The sequence below is a fragment of the Providencia sp. PROV208 genome, from assembly GCF_028479465.1.
Lineage (GTDB): Bacteria > Pseudomonadota > Gammaproteobacteria > Enterobacterales > Enterobacteriaceae > Providencia > Providencia alcalifaciens.
The window spans coordinates 1-21,815 of record NZ_JAMPNS010000016.1 but is presented as its reverse complement, the minus strand read 5'-3'; the positions used below and the strand labels follow the sequence as shown (position 1 = coordinate 21,815).

The window sequence follows — 21,815 nt, the reverse complement described above, 5'->3', positions numbered from 1 at the left end:
TCATGAAGCCAGAACATCTTGCATTATTGAGAGATAAGCTCTGGCGATTGAATCATCTTTACTGGATCACCAACAAAGAAGGTAAGCCAGTTCGATTTAAAATGACGCCTGAGCAGCTTGAATACTTTGAAGGGATGCACACGCGAAACATTATCTTAAAGGCTAGGCAACTTGGCTTCACGACTGAGGTCTGCATCATCCAATTAGACGCGGCGTTATTTGAGGCGGCTAAATGTGCATTGATAGCTCATACGCTAAATGATGCTAAGCGGCTATTCAGGGAAAAGATAAAGTATGCCTATGAAAAACTACCTGATGAAATTAAGGCAGCAAATCCAGCGAGCAATGATGCGGCTGGTGAATTGGTTTTTAGTAAAGGTGGGTCGCTTTATATCAGCACGTCATTTCGTGGCGGCACACTCCGATATTTACATGTATCTGAGTTCGGCAAGATATGTGCCAAGTATCCAGAAAAGGCTCGTGAGATTGTTACTGGTGCGTTTGAGGCAGTATCAAGCGATTGTTTCACGACGATTGAAAGTACAGCGGAAGGTCGAGCAGGTTATTTCTATGATTACTGCCAGTCTGCTGAGAAAGCGCAAATTCAGAGTAAGGCTCTCTCTAACCTAGATTGGAAATTCTTTTTCTTCTCATGGTGGAAGAATCCCGAATACGCCATTGACCCTGTCGAGCAATTACCGCAACGGTTAGTCGATTACTTCGATGAGATAGCCAGTAAGCACGGTGTTCAATTAAATGAGCGCCAGAAAGCATGGTATTACGCCAAAGAGAAAACACTTGGCGACGATATGAAGCGGGAATATCCGTCAATACCGTCTGAGGCATTTCAACAATCTGTTGAAGGTGCTTATTACGCCAAACAATTCCGCTTTCTGTACGAAAATAAACGTATTGGCACGCTTCCTGATAATTCACACCTACCTGTGCATACGTATTGGGATATCGGCGTTGGTGATTCAACGTCAATCTGGTTTATTCGTGAAGTCGGTAATGAATTCCACGTGATAGACCATTACTCAAACAGTGGTGAAGGTCTAAGACATTATATGAAAGTGCTGAAAGATAAAGGCTACACATACGCAAGTCATAATGGACCTCATGATATTGATAACCGTGAATTTGGTTCAGATGCGAAATCGCGTAGAGAACTAGCTCGTGAAGGGTATGAAATTGACGGGCAAATTTACTCGATTCAATTTGACGTAGTGCCAAAGCTTTCTATTGATGAAGGTATTGAGGCTGTACGTGAAATTCTTCCTCTGTGTGTCTTTGACGAACATAAATGTGGTGAAGGCATTGCTCATCTCGAAGCATATCGAAAAGAGTGGGATGACAAACGAGGTTGCTGGAAAGATAAACCACTTCACGATTACACATCACATGATGCTGATGGGTTTAGATATTTTGCTGTAAGTAGACGGAACGTTAAACGACCAGCATTCGAAATTAACTTAGGAACAACCTTCTGATGAGTATAAATAATGTTGATTTTACTCGACCGGAGTATAAAACGGCTGCTCCTCAGTGGGAGTTAGTTCGCGCTGTTTGTCGGGGTGGCGATGACATAAAAAATTATCTTCCTGAACTTGAAGAACAAGACAACAAGCGTAAAAAGAAACGTAATAAGGACTATCAAGACCGTGCGGTGTTTTACCCAATAACAGGTAACACTCGTAACGGTATGATAGGGATGGCATTCAAGAAAGACCCATTAGTTGCGGTTACTGAAAAACTGTCTTGTTTAAAAGATGATGCAGATGGCGCAGGTTCAAGCATTTACCAATTAGCTCAATCCTCTCTTGAATCGGTATTGGAAGTAGGGCGTCACGGATTATATGTTGATTACAACAGCGGCTCTAAACTCCCATACATATTTCAATATCAAGCTGAAGATATTATTAACTGGCGCACAGCGCGTATTAATGGGCGCACGATGTTAACGCTGGTGGTATTGCGTGAAGCGGTGGAAGAAGAGGACGGGTTTGGATTTAAAGATGCCATTCAATACCGTGTACTGGTGATAGAAGATGGTAAGTTTATTTGTCGGGTCTATCGCAAGCCAAGCGGGAGTGGTGTGTTTCAGATTGATTCTGAATATATTCCAGAGCGTGCAGGTAAAGGGGCTTGGAATGAGATTCCATTTACGTTTATTGGTGCTCAAAACAATGACCACACCATTGATGAGGCGCCATTGTTAGGTTTGGCAAAAATCAATCTAGGGCATTATCGAAATTCTGCTGATTATGAAGATTCCGTGTTTTTCTGTGGGCAAGTTCAGCCATATCTAGGCGGGTTAGATATAGAGTGGCGAGACCACTTAGAAAAAACAGGCATTATGGTCGGGTCTCGTTCACCTTTAATGCTACCTAAAGAGGGATTCTTTGGTTACGAGCAAGCCCAGCCTAATATGCTAGCAAAAGAGGCGATGGACAGTAAGCGCGATTATATGATAGCACTGGGTGCTCAATTGGTTTCCGCTGACAGTAAAGTCAAAACGGTTATTCAGTCTGTCGGTGAGCAGAACGCCCAAACTTCTATCCTTAGTATTTGCTGTTCGAATGTCTCTGATGCGTTCAGCAAAGCGCTAACGTGGTGTGCTGAATATCTTGGTTTAGACACGAAAGATACCTCGTTTGAGATTAATAAAGACCTCGTTAATCACATCGCGGACAGTGCGATGATCCGTGAAATTGTCGCAGCATGGCAATCCAGCGCAATACGTAAGTCTGATCTGGTACGTAACCTACAGAAGTATGATGTTATTAATCCTGCTGATGATGTTGATATGGTTGTGGATGAGCTAAACAATCAAGCACCATCGATGGCGGGTGGTGTATGAGCACCATCAATGAGCTATTAGCCGATGAGTTGATAGCTCACTCTTTGTTTTCTGGCCGTTATTCTACAGGTGTTGCTAAGCGTATGTTCAATGCGCTAAATAGTTTTGATGCTGAGCTCACCGCCGCTCTCGTTATCTCGCTGGATGATGCCAAAATTAACCCTGATAGCTTCACCGCTAGGCGGTTGGAGTCTCTTCTTGCTAGCGTTCGCAGCATCAACAAAAAGGCTGTAGAAAGTGCGCAGCTTCTTTTATTGGATGAATTGAAATCCTATGCAGTCTATGAGTTAGGCTATTACCCATCACTGTTTGAAGCCTTACTTCCTGATGCGGTCTTGCGTAAATATCCGCTTATGGGCATTACTGAGCAAATGTTGTATGCATCAGTTATTGCCAAGCCATTTCAAGGCAAATTATTGTCTGAGTGGTTTGATGGATTAGAAAAAGATCGTATGACTCGCATTAATAATGTCGTCAGAGCAGGTTATTTGAATGGTGATAGCGCGGTTGATATCGGACGGCAGATTCGCGGGCACAGCAAGCAAGGTTATAAAGATGGTGCTTTACAGATTAGCCGTACAAACGCAATTAGTATCGCTAAAACAGCCATCAACCACTTACAGGCTACCGCGAGAAATCAATTCATAGAAGCCAATGACGATCTTATTGATTGCCGGCAATGGCTATCTACTTTAGATAGTAAAACTTCAAACGACTGTATTGTAAGGGATAGATTGAAATACTCGCTTGGGGGTAAGCCAATTGGTCACAAAATACCATACAAACAAGGACCCGGAAAAATTCATTGGGGATGCCGTTCGACAGAAACATTCATACTTAAATCTTGGCGAGAGCTAGGAATTGATATTGATGAAATGGATGAAGGGACACGGGCATCAATGAATGGTCAAGTTCCGGTGAATACGACATTTCTTGACTGGATTCAGCGACAGCCTGAATGGCGACAAAGGCAGGTATTCGGTGAGGTACGGTTTAGACTTATGAAAGACGGAGGGATGAACCCCTCTGATTTTTATACTGATAAAGGAGAGTTTATTTCACTGGATCAGCTTAAGCAATTAGATGAGCAAGCATTTATAGACGCTGGTTATTCATAACCGGTATCTCGTAACAAAATAAAGACTCCTTACGGGGTCTTTTTTATTACCTAAATTCGGCTAAGAGCTGGATTATCCCAACGCGCTAGGCGCATTCAATCCCAAGGGGAACAACATGTTATTTATGAATATCGAACGCAAATACTACTCACATGCTGATGATGGTTCACAAGGTGGCGGTGGTGGAACAACCGAAATAACACCTGAAATCCAAGCCATTATTGATAAAACAGTCAATGAGCAAGTATCAGGATTAAAAGCTAAACGCGATGAGTTACTCGGCAAACTCAAAGAGCAAGGCGATAACTTAAAACGTTTTGAAGGCATTGATCCTGACACGGTGAAAGGGATGCTTAAACGCTTTGAAAATGATGAAGAAGCCAAGCTCATTGCAGATGGGAAGATTGATGAAGTCATTAATAAACGTACTGAGCGTTTGCGTGGTGATGTTGATAAGCAATTGAAAGAAGCTAATGCCAAAGTCGAAAAGTCTGAGGCGTTTGCAAATAAATTCCGTGCTCGTGTATTGGGCGATGAGATTCGCTCTGCTGCAGGGAAAGCGGGCGCATTAAGCAGTGCGCAAGAAGACTTAATTTTACGTGCCAAGGGCATTTTTCAAATCAACGACGAGGGTCAGGCTGTCGCTGTTGATGAAGATGGCAATCCAGTCATGGGCAAAGATGGTCGAACGCCATTGTCACCTGTTGAATGGATTGAATCACTTAAAGAAAGCGCGCCTCACTTATTTCCTTCTGCTTCAGGTACCGATGCTGGAATGCATAAACAAGGTGGCGCACATCTAAAACGCTCACAAATGTCCGCACAGCAAAAAGCTGACTATCAGCGACGTTACGGGCGTGACGCATATTTAAAACTTCCAAAAGAGTAAGGAAATATAATCAATGTCAACTACGACTAATAGCGATCTAGTGATTTATAATGACTTGGCGCAAACCGCGTTCTTAGAGCGTCGCCAAGATAATTTAGCGGTATTCAACCAGGCATCGAATGGTGCCATTGTGTTGGATAACCTGTTTATTGAAGGTGACTTCCGCAAACGAGCCTTTTATCAAATTGGCGGTTCTATTGAACACCGTGATGTTGACTCAACTGACACGGTTGAAAGCAAAAAAATCGGAGCTGGTGAGTCAGTTGATGTAAAAGCACCGTGGAAATACGGTCCATACGCAACAACTGAGGAGGCATTTAAACGCCGAGGTCGTGATGTATCTGAGTTCTCTGAACTTGTGGGGACGGATGCAGCAGATGCTTCGTTAGAGGGTTACATTAAATACTCCTTAGCAGCTTTAGGTGCTGCGATTGGCAATAACAAAGAAATGGTTGTTACTGCTGACATCGCAACTGATGGCAAGAAAACACTCACCAAGGGATTGCGCAAATACGGTGATAAATTTAACCGTGTAAATCTATTTGTCATGCACTCGACCACCTACTTCGATATCGTTGATCAGGCAATTGATAACAAGGTGTATGAAGAAGCTGGCGTAGTTATCTATGGCGGTCAGCCAGGTACGTTAGGTAAACCAGTGCTGGTAACCGATACTGCACCAGTAGATGCTATCTTTGGTCTTGTTCCTGGTGCAGTGACGATTACTGAATCGCAAGAACCAACCTTTCGCTCTTTCGATATCAATGACAAAGAGAACTTGGAAATTGGCTATCGTGGCGAGGGCGTGGTTAACGTTGGCGTGTTGGGTTATAGCTGGGATGAAGCGAAAGGCAAGAATCCTGACTTAACTAAGCTTGGTACCGAGGGTAACTGGAAGAAACACTTCAAGAGCGACAAGATGACCGCTGGTGTAATGATTAAGTTGACTGCTGAAGCGGGAAAGTAACTCTGTCAGCGGATAAAACGTCCGTTATCGCTGACAGTACAGATGCAGTCACGGTATCACTCAATTATACCCAAGGTAGTTCTCCCGTTGAGGGAGCTACCGTTAACTGGTCAACAACTGGTGGTAATTTGAGTGTGACATCTTCTAAAACGGGCAAGGCTGGTGGCGCTACAGTGAAATTAACCTCTGATACTGCTGGGCAATTTGTTGTCACGGCAACAGTCGATGGATTAATTCAGTCAACGGATGAAATTACCTTTACGGCTAAACCACCTGAAAGTGGTGAATAATCCAAGATCTAAGGGGGCATTTGCCCCTTTCTTATTTTGAGGGGCTTATGATTGATTCAGACAAAACCTCACCCACCTTTAACAGCTATGCCAGTGTGGTTGATTTAAAGGCGTATGCCTTAGCTAGGCAGTTAACGCTCCCTTATGAGGGATTAGAAGGATTGCTCATTGTAGCCATGGATTATCTCGAATCCCAAAAGTGGTTAGGTAAGCGAGCCGATACTCATCAGTTGCTATCTTTTCCACGTACGGGATTAATTCGTGATGGTATTGCTGTTTCAAGTGAGGTTATCCCTCAGCAAGTAATTCAAGCTCAATGCCGCTTAGCAATTGAATCCCAAGAAAACGACCTACAACCCACTCTAGGCGGGGAAATCATTGCAGAGCGTATTGAGGGGGCAATTGACTTGAAGTATGCAGAAGGTACTAATACAGGGGCTCCTAATTTTGCATGGTTGAAAGGTCTACTATCCGGCTTGATTGATATATCTGATGGGTTTGCCGTTAATACGTTTGCAATGAGGTAGCCATGAATATTTATCAGCGCGGTTACCAAACAGCGTTACGAATGCTGAAAAAGTATGGCGCTTCATATCAAATGAAACGCGATGGCAGACATTGGGTTGATGATGAAACTGGCAAAGAACACCATGAACCGGAAACTCTTTTTACAGCTACTGGCGTTAAGGTGCAGTATAAACCCAGAGATATCGACGGGACACTCATCCTTTCTACGGATATTAAAATGGTTTTTTCGCCAGAGGTCGCCATTCAGAAAGGCGATCATGTCTTGGTTGATGACGTTTGGTTGCGTGTGCATGAACCCAACCCCATTAAACCTGCCGAACTTGTTATTTGTTATCAATCACAACTAAGGGCGTGACATGTCACAGGCTTTCATGAAGTCGGTTAACCTTTTTGTTGAACACGCTCAAGCTGATATGGAGGCGGTGGTAAAAAAAACAGGGTTTAAGATTTTGGCTCAACTCGTTCAAATGTCGCCGGTGGGTAATCCAGAATTATGGGAAATTAACCAGACCGCAGTGGGCTATAACCAGGCGGTATATGAACACAATGAAGAGCTCAGGAAAGACCCTAATAATCTCACGCCGAAGAAGCGCCAATTAAAGAAACGTGCTCGTGTTAATGATTCTATGGATATCAAAGCACCCCCCGGTTATACAGGAGGGCGATTCCGTGGTAATTGGCAAGTCACCTTTGATGTGCCAGCAGATGGTGAAACAGGGCGAGTCGATAAATCAGGTAACATGACAAAAGCGGTTGGTAACTATGTGCTTGAGCAGTTTAAGGTGGGGATGAATGCTATTTATTTTACGAATAACGTTCCTTATGCCTACCCATTGGAAATGGGGCACTCTAAGCAAGCACCAAATGGCATGGTAGCGATTACCGCTGAAAATGTTAGCCAGTTCTTTAGAGACGCTATCGCTGAGGTAAAATCATGAAGCAATCTGAAATCAATCAGTCTATTCGTGCGTTGGTGGCTAAAATTGCTAAGCAAGAAGGGCTAAAGGTTGCGTGGTCTAATATAACGTTTGATGATATTAATTCGCCCTATTTACAGATGCACATTATGCCTGCGCAAACCGAAAATATAGGTCTTAGTTTGGATATGCCTATCTTAAAGGGTGTTATTCAAATCAATATCGTCGGTAAGGTGGGTACCGGTGATGAGCAATTGACGCTTATTGCTGACAACATTAAAGATCAGCTAGAAAACGGATTGTCTCTGACGAACACACTTTACTTCAACGGAGAGCCAAGCCAATTCCCCCCTATCACGAACGATGCTAACTACATCATCCCTATACGCACATCTTATCGATGTGATTCTGTTCGATAATCGACCGCCTAAATGGCGGTTTTTTTATGCACAAATAAAGAGGTCCATATGGCTTATAACATTCCTAATGGCTCGCGCGTATATGTTGCGAGTAAATACGGCAATGAAATTGAATTCTCTGCAGCTAGTAATGCCACCGAAGCTGTATTAACAGTAGATGCGTCAAGCAGCATTAAGGCGGGTGATGTTATTCAGGTGGTTTCTGGGTGGAAGCGCATGTCTGGCGTATTCAAAGTAAAAACGGCTGATGATACCAGCGTTACACTGGATAGTGTTGATACATCAGATATTGATCGTTTTCCTATTGGTGGTGGTAAAGGCACATTGAAAACCATCCAAGAATGGGAGGTTATGCCTCAAGTCATGACTTTATCCACAGAAGGCGGTGAACAGCAAACGCAAGAGATTCAATTTTTAGAAGATGAACAAGCTGAAACCGTTGATACTTATAAATCCGGTATCGTGCAGGTTTATACGTTCGCTCACGATGCAACACTACCCATCCGACCACTACTAATGAAATTGGATGACAATAAGCAATTAACCGCTATCCGTTTTCATAATAAACGCGCAAGCGAAGATCGTTATTACTCAGCAAGTGTGTCATTTCAGCGCGTACCGAACACTGCTATTAACGAAGTTGAAAATGTTTCAGCTCGTTTCTCACTGAAATCTGATATGCAGATTTACACCACTGCATAAATACAACCCTCTACTGGATTAAATAATAAGGTCAATGAATGGCAAAGTTTACGCTACAACCAAATCCGAAGTTTAAAGCTGATGTGAAAATTCCTATTGCCGGCAAGGAAAAGCCTGAAGTGGTGACATTCACGTTTAATCATATGTCTATGAGTAAGCTGGAAGAGTTACGTGATAACTCGATTGATGATTTTCTCAAGGTGATTATTGCTGATTGGGCAATTGAAGAACCTTATAGCGAAGAAAATCTGAAATTGTTGTTTGATAACTACCCGTCATCAGCTGGGGCAATTACCTCAACGTATTACAGCGAATTGCTAGGTAATCGCGAAAAAAACTAATTGCGGTCGCAGAGGCAATGTATGGAGGAATGACAAAGCAAGAGGCTGCAAGTTTTGAGCGAGCTTTTGGATTTCCTCCTGACATTGATGATATTGAAGTCTTCCCTGATGTTTGGGATTCCTTTCAGGTATTTTCGGCAATGGGAACTCAGTGGCGAGTGGGCATGAATGGAGCTACTGGGCTGGATTATCAATCGCTAAATGAAGTTATGAAATTGCTCAACATTGAAGATAAAGCGACCGTATTTGATGATCTACGGGTTATGGAATCAAAAGCCCTAGAGCTGATGAATAACAAAAATCATTATTCTCATGTGTAAATACAACTCTGTAAATTAAATGTAAATGGTAATTATTTTTATTTGCGTTTGAGCCACTTGCGGGTATTATTACTGTGTTTATATACAGTAAAATATTAAGGATAGGTAAAAATAATGACAAGTAAGCCAATATACGTGGATATTAACGATTTTTTAGATGGAAAATTTCAACCAGAATCACCACCAGATGTAATGATTGTGACTGCTCCGCCTGTAACTAATAGTGAGAGTCCATTCATTGAATGGTGGGGGGATGGTTACGTTGATGAAACTCGACCAAGACCAGTTAAACCATATAATGGCTCAGGAAAAGTTATCTCCCCTAAGAATACGTCACTGGGTGAGGGTACGTATGAGGCTAATTATGAGGGGCACGTTTATGATATTGAGGTGGACAAAAATGGACGAGCTACAGTAGTTAAATTTAAAAAAGAAGTTGCTTATGCAAAAAAAAATATTTCTAAAGACGAAATTGAAAAAAATGTAAAAGAAATTGCGGAGACTGCATTTAGAAAATCATATTCCTTACGGGAAATGAGTAAGAAATATCCTCTACCAGATAATACAAGAAAATTGATAGATAGCTTTACGAATGAGTATTTGAATGGAACAAAGAGTCAAGTTTCTAAAGAAAAAGGTTACTATGTTAGAGATACTGCATTTGTGAATATGCCAGGAGGTTTATCATTTGGCATTACAAATAAAGTTGAGAGTGAGATAGAAAATAACTTGAGAGATTCATTGGGAATTCTTAATAAAATTAAGGATGATTTAATTACAAAAAATAATGAATATTACCTTAAAGGTATTAAGCTTTGTGAGTTTATTGGTATCAAACCAAATGCATTTGAAGTATCTGAATTAGATATGCTAAATACATTGCCTGCAGAGCCTTTTCTTGAAGGGAATTATGATGGTATTAAATTATCTAAATTAGCAGATAAGGGTGTGACGATAGAAGTAAACAATCGAGTTGCTTTGATTAAGGATGTAAATGGAAATAAAAGCACAGCATACTTAATTAATGCTGACGGAGTTGCGGTTAGTAAGAATATCCCTATTATAAAAGCAACATACGTCAAGGAGTCTACAGTTTTTCATTATGAACTAGCCGATGAAAAAATTAGTGTTGGTAGGGTTTTCCTACAAAATCCAAATGATATGGGGTTTTCTCATCTTATTAAAGATAAAACGATAAAAGCAAAAAACCTTGTATTACCAGAAAAAATCCAGCTAAACAATAAATTGCAGTTAGAAGATATTCGGCTTCCTTATGAATATCAGGTGAACGATGCAATTATAGTATTCCCTGATGGTAGTAATATGAATCCCATCTATGTTTATTATGGTTATCCGAAAAGTCAATATGTAGATGAATTGAAAAATAACGAAAGAAAAAAACAAGAAGCAGAATATGACCAATTAAAAACAGGTATCAAAGCAACATTAGATTTTTACAAAGAAGTGACCGAACAGTTAGGTCTAAAAGCTGAAATACTCGCTGAAAATTTAGCTGCAAGTTCGAAAGGGAAAAGGATCAGGAATGCAGAGGATGCGCTGAAAGCTTTTGAGAAGTATAAAAACTCTCTAGGTAAAAAATATGGAGTAAAAGACAGAGAAGTTATAGCTAAGGCCTTAGAAGCACGAGACACAAAGCTCGCTGCAGAACGTCTTAACAAAATGAGTAAAGTCTTTTTCAAGGCTGGGAAAGTTATGGATTATGCCGATTTAGGGAATGAGCTAGTCAAGGCTATTAAAACTGATAATTGGCGACCATTTTTTGTGAAAGCAGAAACATTGATTGCAGGTAGTATGGCTGGAGCTGCAACAGCATTTGCGTTTAGTATTGTATTGGGAGGGCCTGTAGGTATCATTGGATTTGCGTTGATTATGGCTGCAGTGGGCGCTTTAGTGGATGAACAATTTGTAGAGAATATAAATAAAACTCTGGGTATTTAGTTTAAATTGAGCCGCTATATGCGGCTTTTTTTTGAGAGTGAAAAAATGATGAATATTAATCCTATTGGAATAGAAAAAATAAAACAAAACATATAATAGATGGCATAAATACCACTTTTTAGCGCGGTATTTGCAAAAATGCCAGTATTCCAAAAGTTTTTACCTGTAAATGTTAAAGCAACTAACTCAATTGCTTTTTTTGAAAATGGGTAAAACAGCGCACTAGCAATTAGAAAAACAGAAATTAGAATGTAACTCTGAGTTGGTTCACCCCTGCATAACCATAAAAAAAGTATGCAACCAAACACACCCCAGCCTATATTTTTTAGATAGTACTCTTTGCACATTATTTCATCTCTAAGGTTATTAGTCTAAATGATAAATATAATCATTTAATGTTTGATTGGCTAGTTTATATTTCATAAGTATAACGCTATGAAAATTTTGCTAAAAAATATAATTTTACCTCTAAGAGGGAAAAGATTTTGCCGTTGATGATTAATTAGAAAGTAGAAATCGCCGAATTACACAAGCTAAAGCGAATAATAGGATGTAGGGTATCATTGTGTATGTATACCGTGTTTTGGTGAGTGAAAATGATCTTTACAACTAAAAAGCATGGAATATACTGTATATAAAAACAGTTGTATTTTGGTGCGTCATGAAGCTAGAACTTATCGATTCCGAGTCAATTATCAATATCCCGTTATTCCTAGACCGTGTACCCGCCGGGTTTCCATCACCTGCGGCTGACTATATGGAAGAGAGAATAAACCTCAACAGTACGCTGATTAAGCATCCTGATAGTACGTATATGCTGCGCGTGGAAGGTAACTCGATGATTGATGCAAACATTAACGATGGTGACGTTGTTATTGTCGATAGTGCACTGGCGGCAAAGGATGGGGATATTGTGATAGCTAGCGTTGATGGTGAATTCACAGTAAAGAGACTAAAGTCTCATCCACCTATGCTAATGCCGATGAACCCTGAATATTCACCGATTTTGATAGGTGATATGCAAGACCTTCAGATATTTGGAGTCGTAACCTACATTATTCACAAAGCTGTGTGAGTGTTGCCGCCTGCTTACGCGACAAATTTCGATGAGTTTCGTGTGATTATGTGTTAATCCCTGATCAAATTACCAGATAACGATGCATAAGTAATATTGATATTATATCTAGATATTTGTTAACGAGCACCGTAAATATTACTCGGTGTAAAAACAGCATCTAAATCTGAATCGGTATTGACCATTATGAGTAAGCCATTAGCAAAGCGGGTTAAAAAATTAAGGATTGGTTTTTATACCAGTAGCGATGTAACAAAAAACAAAAATGCATCTCTAACTGGATTAGCGTTTAACTCATTGTACAATGATTGCACATCAACTCTTATTAATTTTAAGATAATAGGCAGTCAAGATAGAAAGTTAAAAATAACATTCCTAGAAAAGGATACTGAAGCTGGCTTTTTTTATGGATTTATGACCACACATAGAAATAGTGCTCACTTGGCTTATATATCTGATAATGAAACATTCTCTGAGGAAAAAATTCCATTAACTCCATCACAAAGTTTAGCAGAGCGTTCATACTTTCTATACTACTACAAGACAGACCTATTGCTACTTTCAGAGAATCATTTAGGTCCAAAAACAAATGATCTATCTTATGCATTGTTCACATCACTAGGTAGAGAGTCTCACGTGAGCTTTTCAGCTATATGGAAAAAAGAGAGTATTAGAGAGCTATTTGAAACTGGTACTATACTAAAAACATGTGAAGTAACAATTGCTGCGCCTAGAGACTTTAATAAAACAGATTATGATTTGGAGCATAATTTATCATCGCAGATAGCTGATATGTTAGCGGGCTCAGGGACATCACATTTGGATCTAATTCTTAGAGGCAAGTCAACAACGACAAGTAAAGGTTATGAATATCTATCTGAAGATGTCAAGCAAAGTATAAAAGAAATGCTTGAAAAATTTAAAGGTGGTAAAAACAAAGCCATAGTGCAGCGTGCAGATGTAATCAGGAAGGGTAGCAATAGGAAAACTAGCCTTTTGGACCAGTTTTTAAGGCATACTAAAAACGTTTATATTCAGAATGATGGGTACCCAAAGGATGAAGATGTGAAGCTGGCATTAATTCAAGCAAAGATTGATAATCTACAATATTTATCTCAATATGAAGTAAATACAGACCAATGAATGTGAGGGGAGTATGAACGCACCAGTGGTTTTTATTTTAAAATCTATTGCGGTGGTGATACTTGTATTTTTTAGCAAAGATTACATGATTGCCATGGATCATAACGCCATGGTATCTGTAGCTGGAGTTGTTTCAACAATATCTGGCATATTGTTTGGATTTGTTCTTGCAGCTATATCTATCTTGAGCAGTTCAAATAATCCAAACGGTATAGTAGATGCGCTGAAAAAAAACAATGCGTTCAAAGCACTAGTAAATGGACTGCTGAGCACTGGGATAACCCTTATAACTGCATGTCTATTTACTCTGATTTCAATGTTTCTGCCTAACAATAATATAGTATTTTCTGATGTAATATTTCTGCTTGTAGGCCTTTATTATATATTGATATCAATAGTGACCTTCATGCTATGCTGGAGAAAACTTAGCTGGATATTCCCTCATATGTAACCCACTCCGGTGGGTTTTTTATTGCTCTAATTTTACTCTCCACCAGCTGGTGGGTTGTAGCGGGTCACAATTTAGAACACATGAACCCTTCGAGTTGTTATATTCCTCCTTGCTGTAAATAAGATCAGTAACGCCTTCCCTAAAACAAATGGTTAAATGTAGCTAACTAATTATAGAGGATGCGCTAATGAATTTAGTACCAATAGGTATTGCAGTGCTTTTGTTTATTGTGCTTATTATTGTTATTGCACTTAAACACAAAGAAAAGAAAAATTATGAATTAAAATTATTGCGTTTTAAGCCAATAGATGATGCCGAGGAAGAGGCTAGGAAGATTTTAGATGCTGCCTTAAAAGAAGAAAAAGAAAGGCTAGAAAAAATTGAAGCTGATGAACTGATAGCTAGAGATGAGATTAATGCTGAGGTGGCAGAAAAAAGAAGAGCTATTGATGAGGAGGTCAAAGAAAAAATTAACGAAATAGAAAGTAGGGAGTATAAATCACAAGTAGAAATTGATAACCAAAAACAAGAACTAGTGATTTTGAAGGAAAACTACAATGAAAAGCGTAAGCAATTGATTGCACTAACCGAAAAGCTAGCTTTGGTTAATGATAGTGCTGAAATGCTTGACTTTGGAATCTATAAGCCTCGTTTTGATTACCATGACTCTATAGCTTATCAAGAAGCAATATTAAGAAATAAAGAACAACAAAAAGGATTAATTAGAAGTAATGATGCATGCTACACGCCTTCTGGCTGGACTGTTAATGGAAGTGAGTCTGAAGGTAAGAGAATGACAAAGCAATATGTAAAATTGCTAGTTAGGGCTTTCAATAGTGAATGTGATGCAGCGTTGGCAAAGGTTAGGGCTGGCAATGTTGAGCAATTAATTAAGCGCGTTGAAAATGCATTTGAGTCATTAAACAAATTTGGGCAAACAGTTGGAATTAGAATCACTGGTGAATACCTTGCTCTCAGACTTGAAGAAATTCTGTTAACTCATGAAAAAGAACAAAAAATTCAAGATGAAAAAGATATCTTACGTGAGGAGAGAGAGCTTCAGAGAGAAGAGGAAAAGGCTCAGCGCGAATATGAAAAAGCTATAAAAGAAGAACAGAAAGCAGAAAAAGATTTCCAAAAGGCAATGGAAAAAGCGAGAAAAGAACTCGAAAAAGCTAACGCTGAAGAAAAAGAAAGGATCGAGTCTAAAATAGCAGAATTAGAAAGTAAGTTAGCTGAAGCTCAAGCGTTATCAGAAAGAGCAAAATCACAAGCTCAACTTACTAGGAGTGGGCACGTTTATGTTATATCTAATATTGGTGCTTTCGGTGAGAATATCTATAAAATTGGCTTAACTCGTAGATTGGAACCTGAAGAAAGGGTAAATGAGTTAGGATCGGCTTCAGTTCCATTTAAATTCGATATACATGCGTTAATATACTCTGATGATGCGCCAGCATTGGAAACCAGCTTACACCAGGAGTTTATAAATCATCGCGTTAACATGGTGAACAATAGAAAAGAATTCTTTAATGTTCCGTTATCATCAATAGAGAAGAAAGTCAGAGAGTTAGGGTTTGATGCTAGTTTTGATGAGTTCGCCATTGCAAAAGAATATAGAGAAACACAAAGTCTATTATCAATAGTGAATAAAAAGAATGACAGAGATGATAGGTTAGCTGAGAAGATTGAGGATGAGTATCCATTGATGGTTTAGGTATTTACTTTGAATAATTTATTAATATATCCAACCTGCCTCGGCAGTTTTTTTTGTTTGCTTCAATTTGCACTCCCGCTCGGTGGGAATCTAGCCCGTCCTTGGGCTGGGTGGTTATTTTTTTTTCGAAATCCCCGATACTCTGAAGGGAATCTGTTTTAGTATCTTATCTACCGACTCTTTAATGATATTTGCTTGAGTTTCAATTTCTATGAACTTATCAGAGTCGGGCGTTGTTACGTCATTGCCAAGTAATGCTAATTTAGCTTTTAAAGTTTCAATATCCAATTTTAATTTGGAGGCACTTTTGTATTCTTTTAAAAGTTCCATAACTTGATAATAACTATCACCTTTAATTGCGGTGCTAGCTAGGACTGCATTTATATGATGCATAGTATCTAACTGGTAAATAATTTCCTGTTGTAAGCTTCTATGATTACCTTCAGCTTGCTTCTCAAGCCTTTCCCTCATTTCTGGCGGCATCCGTAAAGGGTATGGTGCTATTCGTGCCATCTTTGTGACTCCTAATGATTCATATTTATAAGTCTAATGCGCTAATACTTTCTTGACAAGTGAATCCATATGGATCACTATCTATGCAGGGTTAGTGATACGCAGTGATAAAATAGGAGTCCATGTGAATCAAAGAAATGGCAGAATATCTCCATACCCGCTAAGAATGCCTGACGAAGTAAGAGAGTGGTATGAGTTGGAGGCTGGTAGCAATGCCAGATCATTAAACGCAGAGATAGTAAAAATATTAACGGATAGGAAAAATAGAGTAGAGGGGCAAAGGAAAAATGCTCAATAAAGAGAAAAGACCCCATCCGAACGAATCGAATGAGGCCTTAACGTCAAATACCCTTGCGACAGGAATAAGTGACATGAATATTGTAACCAAAACAGACTTAACTTTCCAGAACTTCACATTCAGCCCAATCATTGACGATGGTCAGGTATGGTTAACATCAACTGAAATTGCAAAGGTTCTGAAATACAAAAAGACAGATGCTATTAGCCAAATTTATGCACGTAACGCAGATGAGTTTACTGACTCAATGACAATGACCCTCAGTTTGAGTGTCAACGGAATAAACAATAGCTTACGTAACAAATTGGTTAGAGTTTATTCACTTCGCGGCGCCCATTTGATTGCTATGTTTGCAACAGGGAGTGAAGCCAAAAAGTTCCGTAAATGGGTGTTAGATATTTTAGATCGCGAGGTTGAGTTAAGTAATAACTCACCAATGTTTAATTATCACTATCCTATGGAGTCGGCAGATGTACATGACCGCTCATATGGAAATGTAGTGCTAAACGCTAGACGCTTAGTTGATGAGAGAAATCCAGCACCAGAGTTAGAACTTATTGAGCAATTGCAAAAAGACGGGTTTGATGTTTCTGGAGTGAAAGCCCGTATTTATGCGCTGCATGATGTTGCAGAAACAACAGTAGAGATGGAGGATATGTTTAATCAATCTAGAAAAATGATACAAAGATTAAACGATAATTTCAAATGGGCTGAAAAAACGGGAGGTTTGAACTTTAGTTATGAAGGAGAAGGAAAAGGGCTACCATATGGTGGATATAAAAAGAGGCGTATTGGATGCCATTAAAACAGAAAAGCCAATAGCTGCAACTATTGGCTAATCCCAAACTAAACCAGAAGGAAAAGTTTCATGAGTCAAATTAGATTAGCAAATAATAATTCAGTTGTCACGTCGAACTATTTTCAGGTGCCGGAGGTTTACTACCGTCAACAGAAGGTGATTACTACTGAATCACTGGCTATTGGTTATGGTGCTGAAATTAAGAACATTCAAAATAACTTCATTAGAAATGACAGTCGTTTTATTGAAGGGAAACATTATTTCCTTGTACAAGGCGATGAATTAAAAGAGCTAAAGGACTTACCATCTTTAAGAGGGTTAGTTGATAAGCGCACACCAAAGTTGACATTATGGACTGAGCGCGGAGCATCACGCCACGCTAAAATGTTAGAGACAGATCAAGCGTGGGATTATTTCGAATTACTGGAAGAAACCTATTTTACATCACGTAAAAATTCTGGCTTGCCTGTTAACTATATTGAGGCATTGGAAAGCCTTCTCCAATCAGAGAAAGAGAAAGCGGTAATTGCGGCTGAGCGTGACCATGCAGTAGAAACAAAAGCATGGATTGGCAAAAAACGTGAAGCAACGGCAATGGCTACCGCATCAAAGGCAGTGCGTGAAAAGAACGCTTTAGCGGCTAAGATTGGCGAAAGTAAAAAACATGCCACTGTTTTATCTGTAGAGAAGAAGCTAGACAAAAAGTTTAAATGGCATCCATTGCGTAAATGGTGTTTAGAAAATAACGTCATACCAATGGAAGTGCATGACGACAGATACGGGTCAGTAAAATCATGGCCTGCCGAGGCTTGGAAAGCTGTTCATGATGTAGAATTAGCCAAACTGTTCTAGCCACACATAGCCCAAGGACGGGCTTGTAATTCAGATCACATATTACGCCTCTTGATTGAGGTCTTTTGCGTTCAATTGCTGAAACTATTTGCTAATATTCAATCATTGATAATGAAAAGGTATTGATGATGAAAAAAATATTACTAGGACTACTGCTTTGTTCTGTTGGGTTCGGGGTTGCTGCCAGTCAGTTAGAGATAGAAAAAGAATTGATATGCAAAGGAAGCCCTGCAAAAGAGCAGTGTGTGAAATCGTTGTCTTCGATGCTAAGTGAAGCCGCCAAGGCAGGAGTCGTGAAAGGTGCTTGTGACATTTCAATAATCTATGAAGAAAAGCTCAGTGACGAAGAAAAAGAAAACTGCGAAAGAGCAAGAGAGAGAGTTGAAGAACTAACTAGCAAGTAAATTTGAATATTCTACATGACCACCCTCGGGTGGTTTTTTTTCGTCTGGAGAAAAGTAAATGACAGATATAGCAACGATTTCGCTCAAGGCTGATACCTCAGATTTAGAGCGTGGTACGCAGAAACTGAAAGAGTTTGGTAGTGCGGCCGAAAAGGTGAATGATTCCGCACAAGATTTAAATGAACAATTTAAACGGGGTGTTGATAATCAGAAAAAAGCCACTCAAGCAGCAGAGAAACAGCGTAAAGAGCTTCATGAGTTATTGAATCAACTCAACCCCACTAATAAAGCATTTGAACGATTAGACGAGTGGCAAGAAAAACTGTCATCAGCCAGCAAGAAAGGAATGTTGCCAACAGACCAGTTCCATGACTACAACAATATTCTGGAGCAGACGAGAGACAAATTGCAGAAAATGCACATGTCCTTAACCGTTGAAGGACAGGCACTACTGGCGCAAGAAGCTGCGACAAATAGAGCTAAACAGGCAGCAGATGACTTCCTTAACTCATTAAAAAACCAGACTGACATTCTTGGAAAGACAAGGACTGAAATTCTTGAACTAAAAGCAGCGCAAATGGGGGTTTCGCAACAAGCTGCTCCTATGATTGCTAAACTAAAAGAACAAGAAAAAGCATTCTTAAATGGCTCAATAACAATCGGGCAGTACAAGCAAGCCATGCGACAACTGCCAATGCAGATGACAGATGTAGTAACGTCACTAGCTTCTGGAATGCCAGTATGGCTTGTAATGATCCAACAAGGTGGTCAGATCAAAGACTCATTTGGTGGGATTGGAAACTCGCTAAAAGCTATGGCATCACTAATTACCCCCACAAAAATAGCAATGGTAGGTCTTGTTGGTGCAGCTTCTGCTGTAGCTATTGCTGCTTATAAAGGGTCTATGGAATTTGGTGAGTACAACCGTCAACTCATTTTAACAGGCGGTTACGCTGGCAAAACAGCATCGCAATTAGACATGTTGTCAAGGCAGCTGTCTGGTAATGGCATAACTCAGTATAGAATGGCTGATGCATTATCTAAAGTAGTTGGTTCAGGGTTGTTTACTGGAAATGCGGTTGAGATGATAGCAAATACGGCAGCGAAGATGGAGGAAGCTACTGGGCAATCGGTTGATGAAACAATTAAACAATTCAGTAGATTAAAGAATGAGCCTGTTTCAGCTATTTTAGAACTTAACAAAACAATGCATTTTTTGAAGTCTTCTGAACTAGAAAGAATCATGCGGTTAGAAGAAATGGGGCATAAGGATCAAGCAGCAGCGGAAAGCATGACTTTGCTATCTAAGGCGTCATTAGATATGGCTAATAAAGTAAAGGCTAACTTAGGTACATTAGAGCGTGCGTGGAAAGCTGTTAGCGATGCCGCAAAAGATGCTTGGGATCAAATGCTAAGTGTTGGCAGAGAGGTTCCGCTGCATGAAAGATTAAATCAGAAAACCAAGCAATTGGAAATTGCAGTAAAGGAGTTAGAACAAGCCGAAAAATCAATTGTTCCAGACACATCAGGGTATGGGTATGGGCGGCAATCAGAATCTTTCATGAACCAAAATGCAACTAGGAACCTAGAAGCAAGACGGACGCTTGTACAGAATCTAAGAAAAGATGTGTCAGATTTACAAAAACAAGTTGAAACTGAGGATTCATCTGCCGCTCAAGCAGATAAGGCTCAAAAAAGGGAAGAGAAAAGAATAGCATCGCTTGAGTATAGGAAAAAATCAGTTAATGAGTGGGCAACAAATGAGAAGAAGAGAGCTCTAGAATTAGCGGATCTATGGAGGAAAGTAGCTGATGCTCCTGATTTATGGTCAAGAGAAGATAGAGAAGCAGCTGTAAAAAATATTAACAAAAAATATAAGCCAGAAGTAACTAAGAAAGGCAAAGAATACCGCCCTGACTACGGCACTCGTGCTGATGAGTCAGCCAACGAAGCGCTAGTCTCTCTCCAGTCTCAACTTAAGGTATTAAAGGAGCACAAAACTGTTGCTGATGTGATTAGCGCTGAGCGTAAAAAGCTTTGGGATATGGAAGCAAAAATCTCTGTGCTAGAAGAAGCAAGTGCAACACGCAAACTCACTAATGATGAGCAAGCGTTACTAGCGAAGAAAGAAAGCGTCCTTGAATCACAAAAAGCATTAGCGGTTGCTGGGGATGCTGTAGAGCTTCAGAAGCAACATAACCGAGAACTAGACAGGCAACTCAAACGAGTTGATGAAATCAATGCCAGAAGTCGTGCGTTGGATATGGGAGCAGGTAAGTCTGACCGTATGTACCAGCGTGACATTGCACTTGAGCAGGCTAAGTCACCAGCAGAGAGAAAAGCACTAGAGGATTATTACAGCAAAGAGGATTCTTTACGCGCTAATTGGGAAGCCGGTGTTAAAAAGGGCTTTGCAGAATTCCAAGACCAAGCGACAAACGTCTACGGCAACGTAGCTCAAATCAGTCAGTCGTTTTTCCAAGGTATGAGCAACAGCCTTTCAGACTTTGTCATCACGGGTAAAGCTAGTTTCGGTGACTTTACTCGTTCATTCTTAGAAATGACCACTAAGATGCTAATGCAGATGGCTATGCTTAATTCTATGAAAGCAGCATTTGGTGGAACAGCGGTAGGTGGTTTTCTTGGGTTTGCTGGTGGTGGGTACACCGGGGATGGTGGCAAATATGACGCAGCTGGTGTTGTACATAAAGGGGAGTTCGTATTTGATAAAGACAGCACGGCTAAGTTAGGAAAAGACAATCTTTATCGCTTGATGGATGCAGGTAAGAAAGGCTATGCATCGGGTGGTTATGTTGGTGGCTCTCAGCCAATGTCAGTTAATCAATCAAGAGTTCAAATTTATGGCGCTCAATCTGCTGTAGGGGCTCAAGTTAACATATCTATTGGGGATTTAAACTTTGGCAATAATCAGCAGCAGCCATCCTCGGGGCAAATTAATCATTCCGCAGTAAAGCGAGAGCTAAATCAAGAAATGGAGGGAGTAGTTAATAAACTTTTACTCAATCCTGCATCGGCACTATCAAGGGCAATTAAAGGCAACTAACAGCCACCGCATTGGTGGCTTTTTTATTTGAGGTGAGCATGATTGAAGAGTTTAAGTGGCGAACTCAAACGCAGGAGTCACCAGTGGGTGAGTTCAAACACCGAATAAAAGAGGTTGAGTTTGGTGATGGCTATAAGCAAGTCGCCGGCGATGGCATTAACACGGAATCTCAATCATGGTCATTTGTTT

Annotated in this window: 26 protein-coding genes; 24 read left to right on the top strand and 2 right to left on the bottom strand. The window is 40.0% G+C overall.

What is annotated here, in order from left to right; translation table 11 throughout:
* The first annotated feature begins 2 nt into the window (after window positions 1-2).
* The 14 genes from PR766_RS12585 (at window position 3) to PR766_RS12520 (ending at window position 11,310) form a co-directional block, all read left to right on the top strand.
* Entirely contained in the window at window positions 3-1,490 is a 1,488-nt protein-coding gene (locus PR766_RS12585; RefSeq protein WP_154636512.1) for a terminase, read from the top strand.
* Window positions 1,490-2,860 carry a DUF4055 domain-containing protein gene (locus tag PR766_RS12580; RefSeq protein ID WP_154636513.1) on the top strand — a complete coding sequence of 457 codons (1,371 nt, stop codon included), beginning with the start codon at window positions 1,490-1,492 and terminating at the stop codon, window positions 2,858-2,860. The genes PR766_RS12585 and PR766_RS12580 overlap by 1 nt, the downstream gene beginning before the upstream one ends.
* Window positions 2,857-3,978 carry a hypothetical protein gene (locus PR766_RS12575; RefSeq protein ID WP_154636514.1) on the top strand — a complete coding sequence of 374 codons (1,122 nt, stop codon included), beginning with the start codon at window positions 2,857-2,859 and terminating at the stop codon, window positions 3,976-3,978. Before PR766_RS12580 ends, PR766_RS12575 begins: the two co-directional genes overlap by 4 nt.
* Window positions 3,979-4,093: 115 nt before the next feature.
* Window positions 4,094-4,867, top strand: coding sequence for a hypothetical protein (locus tag PR766_RS12570; RefSeq protein WP_154636515.1), 774 nt, complete (start codon window positions 4,094-4,096; stop codon window positions 4,865-4,867).
* Between the two features lie 13 nt (window positions 4,868-4,880).
* Window positions 4,881-5,834: a major capsid protein gene (locus tag PR766_RS12565; RefSeq protein ID WP_154636516.1), complete on the top strand. Its 954-nt coding sequence runs from the start codon at window positions 4,881-4,883 to the stop codon at window positions 5,832-5,834.
* A 2-nt stretch (window positions 5,835-5,836) separates the two neighbouring features.
* Window positions 5,837-6,124 carry an Ig-like domain-containing protein gene (locus tag PR766_RS12560; RefSeq protein ID WP_117584532.1) on the top strand — a complete coding sequence of 96 codons (288 nt, stop codon included), beginning with the start codon at window positions 5,837-5,839 and terminating at the stop codon, window positions 6,122-6,124.
* A gap of 47 nt (window positions 6,125-6,171) precedes the next feature.
* Window positions 6,172-6,651 carry a DnaT-like ssDNA-binding protein gene (locus PR766_RS12555; protein ID WP_154636517.1) on the top strand — a complete coding sequence of 160 codons (480 nt, stop codon included), beginning with the start codon at window positions 6,172-6,174 and terminating at the stop codon, window positions 6,649-6,651.
* 2 nt (window positions 6,652-6,653) lie between these two features.
* Window positions 6,654-7,007: a hypothetical protein gene (locus tag PR766_RS12550; RefSeq protein ID WP_154636518.1), complete on the top strand. Its 354-nt coding sequence runs from the start codon at window positions 6,654-6,656 to the stop codon at window positions 7,005-7,007.
* A gap of 1 nt (window position 7,008) precedes the next feature.
* Entirely contained in the window at window positions 7,009-7,590 is a 582-nt protein-coding gene (locus tag PR766_RS12545; protein ID WP_154636519.1) for a hypothetical protein, read from the top strand.
* A complete protein-coding gene (locus tag PR766_RS12540) occupies window positions 7,587-7,988 on the top strand; it encodes a phage tail terminator-like protein (RefSeq protein ID WP_006660975.1) in 402 nt (133 codons plus the stop codon). The genes PR766_RS12545 and PR766_RS12540 overlap by 4 nt, the downstream gene beginning before the upstream one ends.
* A 48-nt stretch (window positions 7,989-8,036) precedes the next feature.
* The gene (locus tag PR766_RS12535; RefSeq protein WP_039862503.1) at window positions 8,037-8,690 is read left to right on the top strand and encodes a phage tail tube protein; all 654 of its coding nucleotides are present in this window, start codon (window positions 8,037-8,039) and stop codon (window positions 8,688-8,690) included.
* Between the two features lie 38 nt (window positions 8,691-8,728).
* Complete coding sequence (locus PR766_RS12530) at window positions 8,729-9,031, top strand: phage tail assembly chaperone (RefSeq protein ID WP_006660977.1); 303 nt, start codon at window positions 8,729-8,731, stop codon at window positions 9,029-9,031.
* Between the two features lie 17 nt (window positions 9,032-9,048).
* Window positions 9,049-9,351, top strand: coding sequence for a DUF1799 domain-containing protein (locus PR766_RS12525; RefSeq protein ID WP_154636520.1), 303 nt, complete (start codon window positions 9,049-9,051; stop codon window positions 9,349-9,351).
* 114 nt (window positions 9,352-9,465) lie between these two features.
* Window positions 9,466-11,310 (top strand): colicin-like pore-forming protein, encoded by a 1,845-nt coding sequence (locus PR766_RS12520; RefSeq protein ID WP_154636521.1) that lies wholly within the window; start codon window positions 9,466-9,468, stop codon window positions 11,308-11,310.
* Between the two features lie 14 nt (window positions 11,311-11,324).
* On the opposite strand, the gene PR766_RS12515 is transcribed toward PR766_RS12520, so the two are convergent.
* Window positions 11,325-11,657, bottom strand: a complete 333-nt coding sequence (locus tag PR766_RS12515) for a colicin E1 family microcin immunity protein (RefSeq protein ID WP_154636522.1) — start codon at window positions 11,655-11,657, stop codon at window positions 11,325-11,327.
* Between the two features lie 314 nt (window positions 11,658-11,971).
* Between PR766_RS12515 and umuD the strand changes: the two genes are divergently transcribed.
* From umuD to PR766_RS12495, 4 genes are all read left to right on the top strand, one after another.
* Complete coding sequence (umuD, locus tag PR766_RS12510; RefSeq protein WP_154636523.1) at window positions 11,972-12,385, top strand: translesion error-prone DNA polymerase V autoproteolytic subunit; 414 nt, start codon at window positions 11,972-11,974, stop codon at window positions 12,383-12,385.
* Window positions 12,386-12,571: 186 nt separating this feature from the next.
* The gene (locus tag PR766_RS12505; RefSeq protein ID WP_154636524.1) at window positions 12,572-13,528 is read left to right on the top strand and encodes a hypothetical protein; all 957 of its coding nucleotides are present in this window, start codon (window positions 12,572-12,574) and stop codon (window positions 13,526-13,528) included.
* Window positions 13,529-13,541: 13 nt separating this feature from the next.
* On the top strand, window positions 13,542-13,979 hold the full coding sequence (locus PR766_RS12500; RefSeq protein ID WP_154636525.1) for a hypothetical protein: 438 nt from the start codon (window positions 13,542-13,544) through the stop codon (window positions 13,977-13,979).
* 187 nt (window positions 13,980-14,166) lie between these two features.
* A complete protein-coding gene (locus PR766_RS12495; RefSeq protein WP_154636526.1) occupies window positions 14,167-15,696 on the top strand; it encodes a DUF4041 domain-containing protein in 1,530 nt (509 codons plus the stop codon).
* Between the two features lie 114 nt (window positions 15,697-15,810).
* On the opposite strand, the gene PR766_RS12490 is transcribed toward PR766_RS12495, so the two are convergent.
* Complete coding sequence (locus PR766_RS12490) at window positions 15,811-16,209, bottom strand: Arc family DNA-binding protein (protein WP_154636527.1); 399 nt, start codon at window positions 16,207-16,209, stop codon at window positions 15,811-15,813.
* Between the two features lie 166 nt (window positions 16,210-16,375).
* On the opposite strand from PR766_RS12490, the gene PR766_RS18460 reads away from it, so the two are divergent.
* The 6 genes from PR766_RS18460 to PR766_RS12465 all read left to right on the top strand — a co-directional run.
* Entirely contained in the window at window positions 16,376-16,507 is a 132-nt protein-coding gene (locus PR766_RS18460; protein ID WP_226693873.1) for an Arc family DNA-binding protein, read from the top strand.
* A complete protein-coding gene (locus PR766_RS18455; RefSeq protein WP_230086848.1) occupies window positions 16,497-17,312 on the top strand; it encodes a BRO-N domain-containing protein in 816 nt (271 codons plus the stop codon). Before PR766_RS18460 ends, PR766_RS18455 begins: the two co-directional genes overlap by 11 nt.
* 63 nt (window positions 17,313-17,375) lie before the next feature.
* Window positions 17,376-18,158: an ORF6N domain-containing protein gene (locus PR766_RS12480; RefSeq protein WP_154636529.1), complete on the top strand. Its 783-nt coding sequence runs from the start codon at window positions 17,376-17,378 to the stop codon at window positions 18,156-18,158.
* A 125-nt stretch (window positions 18,159-18,283) separates the two neighbouring features.
* Entirely contained in the window at window positions 18,284-18,562 is a 279-nt protein-coding gene (locus PR766_RS12475; protein WP_154636530.1) for a hypothetical protein, read from the top strand.
* A 58-nt stretch (window positions 18,563-18,620) separates the two neighbouring features.
* Window positions 18,621-21,626, top strand: a complete 3,006-nt coding sequence (locus PR766_RS12470; RefSeq protein WP_154636531.1) for a phage tail tape measure protein — start codon at window positions 18,621-18,623, stop codon at window positions 21,624-21,626.
* A gap of 38 nt (window positions 21,627-21,664) precedes the next feature.
* Window positions 21,665-21,815 (top strand): phage tail protein (locus tag PR766_RS12465; RefSeq protein ID WP_272518480.1); only part of this gene is annotated, 151 nt, incomplete at its 3' end.